The organism is Bradyrhizobium sp. 197 (genome assembly GCF_023073375.1).
In the GTDB taxonomy this organism is placed as follows: domain Bacteria; phylum Pseudomonadota; class Alphaproteobacteria; order Rhizobiales; family Xanthobacteraceae; genus Bradyrhizobium.
On the sequence record NZ_JADPJJ010000144.1, the window covers coordinates 75131 to 88942 of the forward strand.

The 13812-nt window shown below is 60.6% G+C and carries 12 protein-coding genes and 1 pseudogene; 3 read left to right on the forward strand and 10 right to left on the reverse strand.

Features of this window, described 5'->3' with window-relative positions:
* Positions 1-75 precede the first annotated feature (75 nt).
* The 7 genes from IVB27_RS33555 to IVB27_RS33585 all read right to left on the reverse strand — a co-directional run bounded on the left by IVB27_RS33555 (position 76) and on the right by IVB27_RS33585 (position 7580).
* Complete coding sequence (locus IVB27_RS33555; RefSeq protein WP_247447064.1) at positions 76-918, reverse strand: AraC family transcriptional regulator; 843 nt, start codon at positions 916-918, stop codon at positions 76-78.
* A 43-nt stretch (positions 919-961) separates the two neighbouring features.
* Positions 962-2683 (reverse strand): thiamine pyrophosphate-binding protein, encoded by a 1722-nt coding sequence (locus tag IVB27_RS33560; protein WP_247447065.1) that lies wholly within the window; start codon positions 2681-2683, stop codon positions 962-964.
* 58 nt (positions 2684-2741) lie between these two features.
* On the reverse strand, positions 2742-3509 hold the full coding sequence (locus tag IVB27_RS33565) for an ABC transporter permease (protein WP_247447066.1): 768 nt from the start codon (positions 3507-3509) through the stop codon (positions 2742-2744).
* Positions 3506-4345: an ABC transporter ATP-binding protein gene (locus IVB27_RS33570; RefSeq protein WP_247447067.1), complete on the reverse strand. Its 840-nt coding sequence runs from the start codon at positions 4343-4345 to the stop codon at positions 3506-3508. The genes IVB27_RS33565 and IVB27_RS33570 overlap by 4 nt, the downstream gene beginning before the upstream one ends.
* Positions 4346-4368: 23 nt before the next feature.
* The gene (locus IVB27_RS33575) at positions 4369-5409 is read right to left on the reverse strand and encodes an ABC transporter substrate-binding protein (RefSeq protein WP_247447068.1); all 1041 of its coding nucleotides are present in this window, start codon (positions 5407-5409) and stop codon (positions 4369-4371) included.
* A gap of 94 nt (positions 5410-5503) precedes the next feature.
* Positions 5504-6925, reverse strand: coding sequence for a UbiD family decarboxylase (locus tag IVB27_RS33580; protein ID WP_247447069.1), 1422 nt, complete (start codon positions 6923-6925; stop codon positions 5504-5506).
* A gap of 34 nt (positions 6926-6959) precedes the next feature.
* Positions 6960-7580, reverse strand: a complete 621-nt coding sequence (locus IVB27_RS33585; protein ID WP_247447128.1) for a UbiX family flavin prenyltransferase — start codon at positions 7578-7580, stop codon at positions 6960-6962.
* A 276-nt stretch (positions 7581-7856) separates the two neighbouring features.
* On the opposite strand from IVB27_RS33585, the gene IVB27_RS33590 reads away from it, so the two are divergent.
* The 3 genes from IVB27_RS33590 (at position 7857) to IVB27_RS33600 (ending at position 11656) form a co-directional block, all read left to right on the forward strand.
* A complete protein-coding gene (locus tag IVB27_RS33590) occupies positions 7857-8846 on the forward strand; it encodes a LysR family transcriptional regulator (protein WP_247447070.1) in 990 nt (329 codons plus the stop codon).
* Positions 8847-8973: 127 nt separating this feature from the next.
* Complete coding sequence (locus IVB27_RS33595; protein WP_247447129.1) at positions 8974-10194, forward strand: alpha-hydroxy acid oxidase; 1221 nt, start codon at positions 8974-8976, stop codon at positions 10192-10194.
* A gap of 25 nt (positions 10195-10219) precedes the next feature.
* Positions 10220-11656 carry an FAD-binding oxidoreductase gene (locus IVB27_RS33600; protein ID WP_247447071.1) on the forward strand — a complete coding sequence of 479 codons (1437 nt, stop codon included), beginning with the start codon at positions 10220-10222 and terminating at the stop codon, positions 11654-11656.
* Between the two features lie 316 nt (positions 11657-11972).
* On the opposite strand, the pseudogene IVB27_RS33605 reads toward IVB27_RS33600, so the two are convergent.
* The 3 genes and pseudogenes from IVB27_RS33605 to IVB27_RS33615 all read right to left on the reverse strand — a co-directional run.
* Positions 11973-12198 (reverse strand): annotated as a pseudogene (locus tag IVB27_RS33605) (acetolactate synthase large subunit); the annotation flags it as partial.
* A gap of 1 nt (position 12199) precedes the next feature.
* Positions 12200-12817, reverse strand: coding sequence for a glutathione S-transferase family protein (locus tag IVB27_RS33610; protein WP_247447072.1), 618 nt, complete (start codon positions 12815-12817; stop codon positions 12200-12202).
* Positions 12818-12859: 42 nt separating this feature from the next.
* A complete protein-coding gene (locus IVB27_RS33615; RefSeq protein WP_247447073.1) occupies positions 12860-13792 on the reverse strand; it encodes a Bug family tripartite tricarboxylate transporter substrate binding protein in 933 nt (310 codons plus the stop codon).
* Between the last annotated feature and the right edge of the window lie 20 nt (positions 13793-13812).

Here is a 13812-nt window from a genome sequence, read left to right on the forward strand (position 1 = left end):
GGTGGGCAGCCATGCCTCCAGCTCTCACAACTTACCAATCCGTCTCATTTCGCAAGAGCGTCTTGCACCGCGGCATCAGTTCGCGAGCCGCGAGACATTGCGGAATTCGCGCGGGCTTACGCCAGCATGGTCACGAAAGAACCGCGTGAAGTGGGCGGGTTCCGGAAATCCCAGCCGGTCGCTGATCTCGCTTACGGTGATGTTCTGATGCAAGACGGCGTCCAGCGCATGCTCCATGCGCACTACGTTCAGATACACTTTCGGTGGCACTCCGATCGACGATTCGAACAGCCGAAAGAAATGCGCCCGCGACATCCCCGCTTGTTTCGCGAAACTCTCGACACTTGCGAAGGACTCTTTCTGGGCACGCATGGCGTCAACCACCCGTCTGATCCGCCAATCGCACACGGACGTATTCATTCCCCGTATCGAATTCGGGAAACTCCGCCAGGGCGTGAAACGCTCGATCACAGCAATCATGAGGTCCGAGAGCGTTTCCTCGTGGGCGGCGAGACATTCGGGGCGCGCCATCATATCGGCCGCCAGAGTCATTGCGAGCTTGCGAATGCGCGGAGAGACTTCACCGTAAGGTTGTTCAAAAAAGCCGGGCGCCCCGCTCGCCGCCCATCCTGGTCGAAACTCCTTCAGCCAATGGGGTTCGACATAGAGCGCCAGAATAAGGCTTCGCGGCCGTGTCGAATCGTGCACATAGGAGTGCGGCTTCCAGCCGTCGACCAACACTGCACTGCTGTCGGTCAGTGGATAGACCCGATTGCCCACGATGAACTGGGTGTCGGCACCCTCAACTTTCAGTAATACATGACAATGCGGATGGGCATGGCGCACCAGGGAGCGATCCATATCCAGCAGCGCAACTCTGCCGAATGGCCCGTGCGCGATCCGCAAGGCTATCGACATCCGAGCCTCCCCAGTTAGCCGTTGGTCGCCGGCCCTCTCATTATCATGAACCACCGTGGGCTGCGAGCACGCGCTGTCGCAACTGCGTCAGTGTTGTACTGGGCGTGATCGCCTCTGGATCTATCTTCAGTTCCAGGAGGGCTGGTTTACGTTTTTCGTCGGCGAAAGTGCGGGCCCGGGCAAAGGCATCGGCGAAACTCGCGGTGTCCAAAACAAGTTCACCGTGACCGCCAAATGCACGCGCCAGTGCAACGAAATCAGGATTCTCCAGCGTGGTGGCATGGACCCGTCCTGGATATTCCTTCTCCTGGTGCATCCGGATGGACCCATACATGCCATTATTGACCACGATGACAATGACACCGAGCCCATACTGGGCGGCGGTGGCAAGTTCATTGGCACTCATCAGGAAGCAGCCGTCGCCGGCAAAGCATACCGTCGTACGCGTGGGATCAACGAGTTTGGCGGCAATTGCTGCCGGAAGCCCGTAACCCATGGATCCGGAGGTGGGAGCCAGCTGGGTTCTGAAACCGCCGTAGCGGTGAAATCTGTGCACCCAAATCGCGTAATTGCCAGCGCCGTTCGAAATGATGGCGTCGCTGGGCAGCACATCGCGCAGATGCATCATCACAGCGCCGAGGTCGACCGGTCCTGGCATTGATCCCGGCGTTTGGTCGGCGACAAACTCTTCCCGCGCCGCTCTTATCCATGCCTTCCGTGCGGCTTCTGCGTCCGGCTTGGAGAATGGACGTGGTCGCACCGCGGCAGCCGCCGCCGCAAACTCCTGCATACCGGCATTGATCATGAGGTCGGCTTGATAGATGCGGCCAAGCTCATCCGGATCGGCGTGCACGTGGACAAAACGCTGCAACGGCTGCGGAACGTTAAAGAGGGTATAGCCCGACGTTGTGGTCTCCCCGAGACGTCCTCCTACGGCAACGATCAAGTCCGCGGACCGGATACGCTCGACAAGTTTGGCGCTCGGGCCGAGCCCTGCATGACCGGCGTAGTGCGGGTGGCGATTGTCGAAAATATCCTGCCGCCGGAATCCGCTCACCACCGGCAGGCCGAAGGCTTCCACGAACACCGTGAGATTTGCGCAAGCGCGGGCATTCCAGCCACCGCCACCGACAATGAGCAGCGGGCGCTCAACCTCGCTGATCAAGTCCGCCAGCCGGGAGAGTTGGTCGGCACCCGGATGAGCCGCGGAACGTTGATAAGGCCCTGCATCTGCAGCCTCTGCCTGCGCCGCAAGCATATCCTCGGGCAAGGATACCACCACTGGTCCGGGACGTCCTGACACGGCCGTATGGAATGCCCGGCTGACCAATTCCGGAATGCGCTCGGGACGGTCGATCTCCACGACCCACTTCGCCATGCCGCCGAACATTTGGCGATAGTCGACCTCCTGCCACGCTTCACGGCCCAGCATACCTCTCGCGACCTGACCAATGAACAGGACCATCGGCGTCGAATCCTGAGAGGCGGTATGCACGCCAATGCTGGCGTGGCTCGCGCCGGGACCACGTGTGACAAAGCAAATGCCCGGCTTTCCGGTCAGCTTGCCATAGGCCTCCGCCATGTGGGACGCGCCCGCTTCGTGCCGCGCCACGACAGTGCGGATTTCATCGCTGGCGCCAGCGAGCGCATCGATGGCAGCGAGGAAACTTTCGCCGGGAAGGCAGAAGACCGTATCGACGCCGTGGATTTTCAGCGCATCAACGAGGATCTCTCCGCCGCTGCGAAAGCCCGAGGAAGCCAACATCGATATTCTGTCCTGCCTTCGAGAGGTACGGTTCGGCAATGCGGACGCACCCCGCTACTCAGGCGCGCGCCTTCCAGGGAATGAGACGGTGCTCGATCTCGTCGAGCACGAGCGAAAACAGGAATCCGAGCACCGCGATCACCAAGAGGCCGACATACATGGTGTCGACCGTCAGCACTTGCCACGCGTTCCAGATCATGTATCCGATGCCGTCATTGGCGGCGACCATCTCCGAAATTGCGATCAGGATCAGGCCCATGCCGACTGCGAGCTTGACGCCGGCCATGATCGACGGGAGCGCGCCCGGCAAGGCGATCGTACGAAACACCTGCCAGCGACTGGCCCGGTAATTCTGACCGACATCCAGATAGATCTTGTCGATATTGGCGACCCCCATGACGGTATTGATGACAATCGGGTAGAACGCGCCGAGCGCGACCATCACGACCTTGGACATTTCGCCGAGACCGAAGATCAAGAGAACGAGCGGCAAGATGGCGCTTTTCGGAATTGGATAGGTCGCAGAAATCAGCGGATCGATTGCGGCGCGCAGCGGCCGCGAAATCCCCATCGCGAGCCCCAGAAACAGCGCCGGCAGACCGCCAAGCAGCATGCCGAGACCAAGCCTCTGAAGACTTGCCGCAACATTCGTACCAAGCTCTCCAGATGCGATGAGCGCCCCAAACTGATGCACAATACTCGACGGCGGAGGAAAAAAGCGGGCGTCAATGAAATTGAAATGGGCGGCGAGCTCCCATAATCCGAGAAGGACAACAGGGGTGATAACGCCGATAAAGCGATTGGAACCTTTTGCGGTCGCGCTCATGAATTTCCTCCTTCCGCGTTTTCACGCGCACGCTGCACTTCCTCGCGCAGTTGCTCCCAGATATGAAAGACGAGATCACCATATGCCGGCTTTTGGCGTAGCTCCAACACGTTGCGAGGACGCGGGAACGGTACGTCGAGCAGCGCCTTCGCCCTTCCTGGATTTGCAGTCATGATCATGATGCGGTCACCGAGCGTCACCGCCTCGTCCACGCTGTGGGTGATGAAGACGACGGTCTTCTTCGTCGCCTCCCAGATTTTTAGCAATTCCTCGTGGAGCAGGACCTTGTTCTGCTCGTCGAGGGCCGAGAACGGCTCGTCCATGAACAGTATCTCGGGGTCATTCGCGAATGCCCGGACGATCGAGACACGCTGGCGCATCCCTCCGGAGAGCTGATTGGGATACCGATCGCGGAAACGCCACAGGCCGATTCGTTCGAGCCACAGCCGAACGGTGTCCGCGATCTCCCGTTCAGGGACACCCCGCATGCGCAGGCCGTAGGCGGCATTGTCATGAACGGTCATCCATGGAAAAAGCGAATCCCCCTGAAAGATCATGGAATTTACCGGGCGCGATTCGTCGGTACGGTTGATGGTGACCGAGCCTGAACTCTGCTTCTCCAGGCCGGCTAGAATCCGCAGCAAGGTGGTCTTGCCACAGCCGCTGGGGCCGACGATCACGAAGAACTCCCCCTGAGGAATGTCGATCGTTATGCCATCCAGCGCGACGAAGCCGGATCCAAAGTATTTGCTCACGCCAGACAACGAGAGCTGCGGCTTCTGCGCAACAAGCTCAGGTCTTGCCTGTTGTTGGGTCACGATGCTCGCGATGGCCATCAACTTCTCCCTTGGATTCTCGCTTAGTTTTGAGCTGCCTTGTACGGACCAAGTTTCCTCACAGCTTTTTCCGCAAATGAGGCATCGAGGACGTCCTGTACTTTGGAAGGCCGCTCGAGGTAACCATTCTCGGAGAAGAAGTTCAGATCCTTCGCCATGCTTTCCGCGTCGACCTTCCCGTCGGGATCGATGCCGTTGGGCACCATCTTCTTGAAGAGGTCCACGTCTTTCAGGCCGGTACTTTTCATGATGGTCTTGATCACTTCATCGACCCCCTTGCCCTCAAACCGCCCTCCCGCCGTCGCATCATTGTAGACGCGCGCTGCCTTCACATAGGCAACCATGAAGCGTTCAGCGACGTCGGGGCGTTTGGCGATGAAATCGCCACCATAAAGCAGCACCGCCACTTGTTGGCCGGGATAGCCGTCCGCGACGAATTTCACAGCGACGCCGCTGTTGACCGCCTGCGTCACAGACGGCTCGGTCGTGATGGCCGCATCAATAGCACCCGTGCTGAAGGCGGCGATCTGCTGCGGGTAGTTGATGAAGTTATGCGACACATCCTTATAAGTCAGGCCCGCTTGGCCAAGGATGTGACCGAGTTTGGCGTTAGTGGCGGCCCCCGGCCCGACCTCACCGAACTTCATGCCCTTGAGATCGGCAACGCTTTTCACCTTACCGGTGTCCACCAGTTCCTTCCTTACGAGCAATGGCATGTAGTCGTAGCTGTGCGGCGTCGAGCCTTTGTCGGCCACCACTTTGACGTTGATGCCCCGGGCTACCGCGTTATAGAGACCCGCCGAGGATGCCCCCGCTCCGACGTCGACCTGCCCCGCGCCGAGCGGCGCAATCATCTTTGGGCCGGAATCGAAGGGAATGAGCGTGACGTTCAATCGTTGCTCAGTGAAAAATCCGCGCTCGGCAGCGAGGTGAAAGACCACGTCGCTCACTACATTGTTGATGGCAACTTTGACCTCATCCATCTTTTCGGCGCCGGCCGGCCTACCCCCAACCACCGCCAGGACACCCAAAAGAAACACGAACCGCATCACCCTGAACGACATATAACACCCTCCCAGATTTGTCGGCGACGGTGGAGTCCTTGCGGGCTCCGGTGCTTCGTCGTCCGTTCGTATAAATGCTAGTCAAATGCACGGGCTATCGGGCCTGCGCAACAAGGCGCGCGAATGCGGCGTTTGGATCTTTCTGAAGCGCCGTTGCCAGATCAACGAACTCCTCACCCTTCACATGGATCCGCTTGAACTCAGGCTCTGGCGCATCGACAGGGATCGTCGCATCAAGGCCCATCTTCGCGCTGATGCCTTTGTGCGCCGATGGATCAAGCTTGGATCCCTGCGCGCCGGATACGATCAGGAGATCGCGATCAGCCTGGAAACGAGTCGCGACGGCCCATTCGATCTCATCCGGATCGTTGATGTTGACGTCTCGATCGACGACAACAACTTGCTTGATGTCGTAGTGAGCGCCAAAGGCGGACATGATGATATTCTTTGGTTCGCCGTCCTCGACCTTCTCGATCTTGATCGCCAGATGATACCGGCACGTCCCCCCGCGGGTGAGGCGTACGTCGAGTACGTTCGGAAAACTGCGACGTAGATGCTGGAGAAGGGTCGCCTCGCGCGGCACGGCCCCAAGAATGAGATGCTCGTAGCCGCCTCCCACGATCGTGTGAAAGATTGGACGGGCGCGGTGAGTAACCGCATCCACCTGGATCACTTCGCGATTGGCCCGCGGCCCGTAATACTGCGGAAATTCTCCGAAGGGACCTTCCGGCTCGCGCACGGCGGGCAGGATTCGGCCCTCGATCACGATTTCCGCATGCGCCGGCACGCGAACCGCATTGGTCTTGCACTTCACCACATCGACAGAGCAACCGAGCAGCGCGCCGGCAATTCCCATTTCATCTTCATCAAGCGCCGCAATGGCCTGGGATGCCAAAATCAGGGCCGGGTGGACACCGATGACGATTGCGATTTCGAGAGCAATGCCGTTTTCCTCCGCCATGCGAAAATATGACAGTGTGTGTCGAGGCAGCAGCAGAACGCCAATTCGGTTCGACCCGCTGATCTGGCAACGGTGTATGGAGACATTCTGGATTCCGGTGCGAGGGTTGCGGGCAATAAGCAGACCCGCTGTGATGTAGGGGCCGCTATCGTGCTCGTTGTGCTTGGGTATGGGCAACTGCTTCAGAAGATCGACTTCGTTGTGAACAACGTCCTGGACCGGTCCGCTCACCACCTCGCGGATGGGTAACGGATTGAGAGCTGCGGTTTGAAATTGCTGCAGCAGCTGGTCCTCGCTTACGCCGATGGAATCCGACACCCAACTGCGGGCTGCGAACAGGTTGGCGACCACGGGAATGTCATGGCCATCCGGCCGCGGAAACAGCACGGCACGTTCGCGCTCCAAGGACTTGGAGACTGCAGCAAGTTCATCGGTAAGGGACACGCCCTCGCGCGCCACGGCGAGTTGGCCGCGCTCAGCCAAGTGCCCCAGCCAGGAGCGCAGGTCCAAAGGCACCTCCGCCGAAGCCGGCCTCGCAAGATTATCGGTACGCATGCCGCTATCTCCTGGAAAGCAGTGATTTAATCAATCAAGGGCCAATTTTTCGAAGCGCCGACGGCCGCCGGGCCAGCCTCTCATCTTCGCCCCAGCGCCGCACCACGCCGATGTCGATGTCAAAGAGGTCAAGGACACGTCCGACGGTATGCTCGACCATATCGTCGATGCTCTCTGGCTTGGCGTAGAAGGCCGGCACCGGCGGAGCGATGATCGCGCCCATTTCGGACAGAGCGGTCATAGTGCGCAGGTGCCCTGTATGCAGCGGCGTCTCCCGCACCATCAAAACCAGGCGGCGGCGCTCCTTGAGCACCACGTCAGCCGCTCTCGTCAGGAGTGTCGTCGTGGCCCCTGTAGCGATCTCTGACATGGACCGCATAGAGCAAGGGGCGACGATCATTCCTGCGGTTCGAAACGAGCCGCTGGAAATAAACGCGGCCATGTCGTCGATCGAATGATTGACATTGGCGAGCGCCTTGACATCCGCGAGCTTCAGATCGGTTTCGTAGGCGAAAGTCACCTCAGCCGTCTTCGACATCACGAGGTGCGTTTCGATACCGGCATTGCGCAGCAACTGGAGCAGCCGGACGCCATAGGTGACGCCCGAAGCGCCGGATATGCCGATGACGAGTCGCTTGCGTGCCTGATCTTGCATGAAGTCCCGTTCGCTCCCTGTTTGTCCCAGCGCACCGAAAGTACCGGGATCGATCGGGAGCAAATGCTACAAAGTCCCACGGATCGATCTCCGCGAGCCCGCGTACCGTGCTCCACCTAATCGTTGCCGCTCTGAGCGGATGAGTGGTGAAACGTTACGACGCGAGCTGGATCACCACAAATAATGATTGATTATGATTTCGATCACTTTTAGTGATGCCTCTGGGTAACGTCGGCCGTATGCCTTTGGAAGGTACCGCTTCAGAAAGAAACGCTAATGGATCTCAGGCAGATGCAATACTTCCTTTGCCTTGCAGAGGAGAAGAACGTCACTCGCGCCGCTCGCCAGCTCAACATTGTGCAGCCCGCTTTGAGCATGCAAATAGCCAAACTCGAAGCCGAGTTTGGCCAGAAGCTGTTTGATCGCAACGCGCACGGCATAACTACGACCGTCGCCGGTGACGCGCTGGCTCGCCTTGTGGCTCCAATCGTTCGCGATGTGGAACATGCCAAAGAGGAAATGGCACGACTCAACGGTCGAATATCCGGCAAGGTGTCCGTCGGGCTGATTACGTCGGTGGCGCAAAGCACCATGGCGAGTTCGTCCGCGACGGTAGCCCGTAGGTACCCAGACATCACGCTGTCGGCATGCGAGGGATACACGGAAACCCTGACCGACTGGGTGAATTCCGGTCAACTCGACTTCGCGATCATCAATGTTCCCCGCAAGCGGGTATCGCTCGCCTCACATCATATGATGGATGAGGAAATGGTGTTCGCCTGCCGCAAAGAGGCGACGGTCGCAACACCGGCCGAGCTGCGGTTTAGCCATCTGGCCGGTCTCGATCTGGTCATGCCCTCCAAGCGACACGGTTTGCGCACGATACTTGAGGAGCATGCTGCCATGGCGGGCATCGAACTAAAGCCACGACTGGAGATCGACACGCTGCCAGCCCTTTGCGAGGTGATCGCCACCACCAACCTCGTCACGGTGCTTCCAACCATTGCACTTCAACATGTGTTGGCAGCAGGAACCGTAAGAGCGCATCGGTTCACTGAACCGCGCATTTCCCGTTCGATTGCCTGGGTGCACCATCCACGGCGGATAATTTCGGCGGCCGCACGTGAGGTCCTAGAGATTATCCAGTACGACCTTGCCGCGGCCGCAGCTTCGGCAGCCAAGTACATCATTCCCTCCTCTACCGTGCGAACGACAGCCAAACGCAGGACGCCGTCGCGGCCGAGACCAGGCAAACGCCGGGCTTGATCATCAATAATGATCATCCATATCATTTGTAATTATTTGCGATGATGGCCCGCCACGCCTTATGAAAAATGCCGCTGCTTGAATAAGGGCATTTTTCATGACCGACGGTCCTCGTCCCACAGTCGCGATGCGCGGCTCCCCGCAAGCGTGGGGTGCCGGAAGCGGAACGAGTCCTCAGGCGCGTCTGCGTCAACGTCTGCCGACCCTTGAATATGTCGAGCGCCGAGCCCGTCGGCGAATTCCGCGCTTCGCATTCGATTTTCTGGAGGGCGGCACGGGCGACGATGTTGGCGTCGCCCGCAATCGGGCGGCGCTCGATGCGGTTGAGCTCGTGCCGCGATTCGGTGCACCGATGCCGGTGCAGACCAAGGTCAAATTGTTCGGCGTCGAATATGCCGCCCCGATCGGCATTTCGCCCGTCGGCGTCGACGGCATCGTTTGGCCTGGGGCCACAAAGCTATTCGCGGCCGCTGCGCGGGACGCCATGATTCCTTACATCACCGGTACGCTCGCCACCGCCTCCATGGAGGAGGTCGCCAAAATCGCGGGTCCGTGCGCCTGGTTTCAACTCTACGGGCTTCCGACCGACGATCACAGCGTGACGTTCGATCTGATGAAGCGAGCGGATGCCGCAGGTGTGCGTGTGCTTGTTGCGACGCTGGACGCGCCGGTCCGATCGAAACGTCCGCGCGATCTGCGTAACGGTCTTGTCGTACCGTTCCGCCCTACTCCGAGCACCGTGCTGGACGTTGCATTATCCCTGCCCTGGTTGATTGCACTTATGAGAGCCGGAACACCCTCCTTCCGCAACATGGAGCGCTATGTAGAGTCACCGGCGACGCTGGCGAAGACGGCCGGCTTCGTACAACGCGAAATCAAAGGAACCTTCTCGTGGGACGCGATCAAGCGGATGCGTGACGCTTGGCCGGATACACTCGTGGTCAAGGGCATCTTGCATCCCGCGGACGCCACGCAAGCCATTGCGGCGGGCGTGGATGGCATACTGGTCTCGAACCACGGTGGCCGTCAATTTGACGCGGCGCCCGCCGCCATCGACATGCTTCCCGCGATCGCGGCGACGGCAGGAAGACAAGCTACCGTCCTCTTCGATAGCGGCGTTCGCTCCGGACTTGACGTAGCACGTGCCATCGCGCTTGGCGCGCATGGTGTGTTCGCAGGCCGAGCATTCCTGCTCGGCCTCGGCGCGCTTGGAACCGGGGGCGCGAACTATATCGCAGAACTGCTGTTGGACGAATTGCAGGTGGCAATGGGACAGCTAGGTACGCCATCGCTGGACGCCCTGTCAAAAGCAGAGCGCCGCCATCCCGGCGCCTTCAACTTCGCCTGATTGTCCGGATCCGGAGACCCTACCCATGTACATCACGACCACAGGCGAAATACTGACGAGAAGTTTCGCGGATCGGTTGCGCCTCTTGATGGGGCCGCAAGGTTTAGTGGAGGATGAAGCTGATCTCGAACGATACTGTGTTTCATTCGATGGTTCATTTTTGGGACGTACCAACCTCGTGGCGCGGCCGTCCTCCACCGCTGAAGTAGCTGCCGTCGTAGCCGCTTGCGCCAAAGCCCGCGTACCAATGGTGCCGCAGGGCGGCAATACGGGACTTGCAGGCGGCGCTCAGCCCATTGCGTCAGGCAGTGTAATCATCTCGCTGGAGCGCATGCGGGCGCTGCGATCAATCGACGTCGCGAATGACACCATTACGGTTGAGGCTGGCATGACGTTGGCCGAAGTCCAGTCAAGGGCGGCCGAAATGGACCGGCTATTTCCGCTCAGCCTGGCTTCCGAAGGCTCATGCCAGATCGGCGGGAATCTCTCGACCAACGCCGGAGGCACGCAAGTCTTGCGCTATGGCAACACGCGCGCGTTGACCCTGGGCTTGGAAGCCGTGCTGCCTGACGGAAGAGTGTGGAACGGACTGCGTGGACTGCGCAAGGATTCTGCAGGTTACGATCTGAAGCACCTGTTTATCGGTGCTGAAGGCACGCTCGGCATCATCACAGCAGCGACGTTGAGGACGGTCCCGCGGCCCCGCGATGTCGCAACCGCGTTCATCGCGCTAAGCGACCCTGAGTCTGCGCTGCACCTGCTTCAGCGCGCGCGCGGACTTCTGGGCGACAGTCTCAGCGGCTTCGAACTGATGCGGCGCGAATGTGTCAAATGGGTACTGGTTGCCTTGCCAACCGAGAAACCACCTTTTGCCGAGCCGCACCCGTGGTATGCGTTGATCGAAGCGACTGCCCAGAGTGAGCCGGGAGGCCTTCGCGGCCCTCTCGAGGAACTGCTGGCTGTGGCTCTTGAGGAGGGACTTCTGATCGACGCGATGTTGGCAGACTCGGAGTCGCAACGCCGCCGCCTGTGGAGGCTGCGTGAAGGGCAGGCTGAGGCGCAGAAGGCGGGCGGCGCTGGCATCAAGCATGACGTGTCGGTTCCGGTCTCGCGTGTGCCCGAGTTCATCAAGCGCGCCGATGCGGCCCTCGCGCGCGCGATTCCTGGTATCCGTCCGTTTGCATTCGGGCACCTCGGCGACGGCAACATTCATTTCAATCCCATGCCGCCCGAAGGCATAGCCACGGCATCGTTCGTGACACGCCGTGAAGAGGTCAACCGCATCGTCCACGATATCGTCGCAGAACTTGACGGCTCTATCAGCGCCGAGCATGGAGTTGGTCAGTTACGCACTGCGGAGATGACGCGCTACAAGTCAACTATCGAGCGGGAGATGATGAAGACGCTTAAGCGCGCGTTTGATCCCAACAACCTGATGAATCCGGGCAAGGTGATCGTGTAGCAACATGCTCGAATCCATCGCACCTTGCGCCGCGCATTTTCGGCCCCGGCGAGGACAGGTCGGTTCAGTAGCCGCCTGGCGGAGTGAGTGTCAGGCGCCAAATCTGGGAGCGCGTTCTGGTTGGACAGCGGGCGCAGACTTGCCATACCAGCCGATCCATTGCGCGCGAACCCATCAGCTGAATTCTGAGTCTACCGGCCGAGATACTCTCGCGTTAGGAAGGCGCGTACCGTCCTGCCATTTCGAACTGGCGCCGGTTGAGATCATGGTTCATACGCATTCGCGCTTCGCGAGCGACATGGGCATTAATTGGCTCGATCCGAGTGCGCGCACGCCGTGCGTTGTGCAGGTTGGCCAGCCCGTTGCCAAGGCCTGGCTCACAGTGCAGCAGCGTGGCAGCCGGTTGCTCGGCCATGCGGCCGTTGCCGTCGGTGCAGCCGGTGACAACTGTCTCGGCCAATCCGCACCGGCGCTGTGGTGGCCAAGCAGGTCGACACGCCGCAAAGCGACAGCGTGCGCACCAGCAATTCGGCGCCGTTCATCTCACGCTTCCAGCAACTGCATGCCCGCTTGCACAGCGGGCCGCTGCGCGATGCGCTTGGCCCAGGCGCGCAGGTGGGGCAGATCGGCCAATCGCTCGATCAGCGTGCTGCGCAGCACGTAGTTGGGATACAGCATGATGTCGGCGAACGAGAAGTCGCCGGCAAGGAAATCGTGGCCCTGCAGCTGCTCGTCCACGTAGCCGAAGTAGCGAATGAAGCGCTGCTCGAACAAGTCGACCGTGCTCTGCACCTTCTCGGGCGCGACCACCGCCACCTGCTGCAGGCCGGCGCTGGCGCCGCCGATGTCGCTGGCGGCCTGCATGTACCATTGCATCGCCGTGTAGAGGGTCGCCTCGTCCGTCGGAATGTGGCGGCCGGCCTTGTTGCATGCGTACAGCACGATGGCGCCCGATTGCGCCAGAATTCGCGGGCCTCCGGGCGCGCCATGGTCGATGATGGTCGGGATCTGGCCGGCAGGGTTGATCGCCAGGTACTCCGGCGTCTTGTGCGCCTTCCGGCTTAGGTCGACCGGGATCACCCGGTGCTCGAGCCCGCACTCGGCCATCGCAAGCGTCGCGCGGAGACCGTTCGTGGTCCCCCATGCGTACACATCAATCATGCAGTTGCCAGTTCCTCGGGGTGTGTCCTTCGCCTGCGGCCATCACTCGACCTTGATGCCCGCATCCTTGATCAGCTTTGCCCAAGCTACTGCCTGATCCGCCAGCCAGGCCTTGTACTCGGCGGAGGTGTAAGCGCGCGGCTCGACCTTAAGCTGCTCTGCGCGGGCCGCCATCTCCTTGCTGCCCATGATCTGATTCACCGTGGCATTGACCTTGACCACGATGTCGTCCGGGGTGCCGGCCGGCGCAAACAGGCCCTGCGAGATAATTGATTCGAAGCCCGGCACGCCGGCCTCGGACATGGTCGGCACCTCCGGCGCGAACGGCGAACGCTGGAGCGAGGCGATCGCCAGCGCCTTCACCGTGCCGGACTTCAGATACTCGGAGATGCTGGGCAGGCCACTGAACACCATATCGACCTGGCCGCTGATGGTGTCGGAGATGGCCGGCCCGCTGCCCTTGTACGGTACGTGGATGAGCTTGATCTTCGCCTCGGCCTGGAACTTCTCGGCCGTCAGATGGGGGCTGCTGCCGTGGCCGGCCGACGCGATGGTCAGCTTGCCGGGATCCTTGCGCGCGGCCTTGAGCACGTCGTCCAGCGAGTTGAAGCGCGAATTCGCGGGCACGATCAGCACGTTGGCAAAGCGCGCCAGGTCCACTACCGGGATCAGGTCCTTAGCCGCGTAAGGCAAGGTGGGATAGAGCGACGGGCTTATTGTGTAGGCAGCAGAGTCGGACACTAGGAACGTGCGCCCGTCCGGCGCCGATTTGGCCACATGTTCGGCGCCGATCACGCCGCCGGCGCCGGCGCGGTTGTCCACGATCATGGTCTGCTCGAGGGCCTCGGACAAGCCGGGCGCGATCACGCGCGCGAACAGGTCCGACCCGCCACCGGGGTTGAACGGCACGACCAGGCGAACGAGAGGCCGCCCGCTCTGCGCCGAGGCGGCGAACGCGCTGGCGAACAGCAGCATGGCAAAGCCCAAAATGAATC

Bases quoted from the DNA above. Each gene is read 5' to 3' on its own strand.
- IVB27_RS33585 (WP_247447128.1), bottom strand. From the start codon at position 7,580: ATGCAAGATCAGGCACGCAAGCGACTCGTCATCGGCATATCCGGCGCT.
- IVB27_RS33560 (WP_247447065.1), bottom strand. From the start codon at position 2,683: ATGTTGGCTTCCTCGGGCTTTCGCAGCGGCGGAGAGATCCTCGTTGAT.
- IVB27_RS33565 (WP_247447066.1), bottom strand. From the start codon at position 3,509: ATGAGCGCGACCGCAAAAGGTTCCAATCGCTTTATCGGCGTTATCACC.
- IVB27_RS33615 (WP_247447073.1), bottom strand. From the start codon at position 13,792: ATGCTGCTGTTCGCCAGCGCGTTCGCCGCCTCGGCGCAGAGCGGGCGG.
- IVB27_RS33600 (WP_247447071.1), top strand. From the start codon at position 10,220: ATGTACATCACGACCACAGGCGAAATACTGACGAGAAGTTTCGCGGAT.
- IVB27_RS33595 (WP_247447129.1), top strand. From the start codon at position 8,974: ATGCGCGGCTCCCCGCAAGCGTGGGGTGCCGGAAGCGGAACGAGTCCT.
- IVB27_RS33570 (WP_247447067.1), bottom strand. From the start codon at position 4,345: ATGGCCATCGCGAGCATCGTGACCCAACAACAGGCAAGACCTGAGCTT.
- IVB27_RS33580 (WP_247447069.1), bottom strand. From the start codon at position 6,925: ATGCGTACCGATAATCTTGCGAGGCCGGCTTCGGCGGAGGTGCCTTTG.
- IVB27_RS33575 (WP_247447068.1), bottom strand. From the start codon at position 5,409: ATGTCGTTCAGGGTGATGCGGTTCGTGTTTCTTTTGGGTGTCCTGGCG.
- IVB27_RS33610 (WP_247447072.1), bottom strand. From the start codon at position 12,817: ATGATTGATGTGTACGCATGGGGGACCACGAACGGTCTCCGCGCGACG.
- IVB27_RS33555 (WP_247447064.1), bottom strand. From the start codon at position 918: ATGTCGATAGCCTTGCGGATCGCGCACGGGCCATTCGGCAGAGTTGCG.
- IVB27_RS33590 (WP_247447070.1), top strand. From the start codon at position 7,857: ATGGATCTCAGGCAGATGCAATACTTCCTTTGCCTTGCAGAGGAGAAG.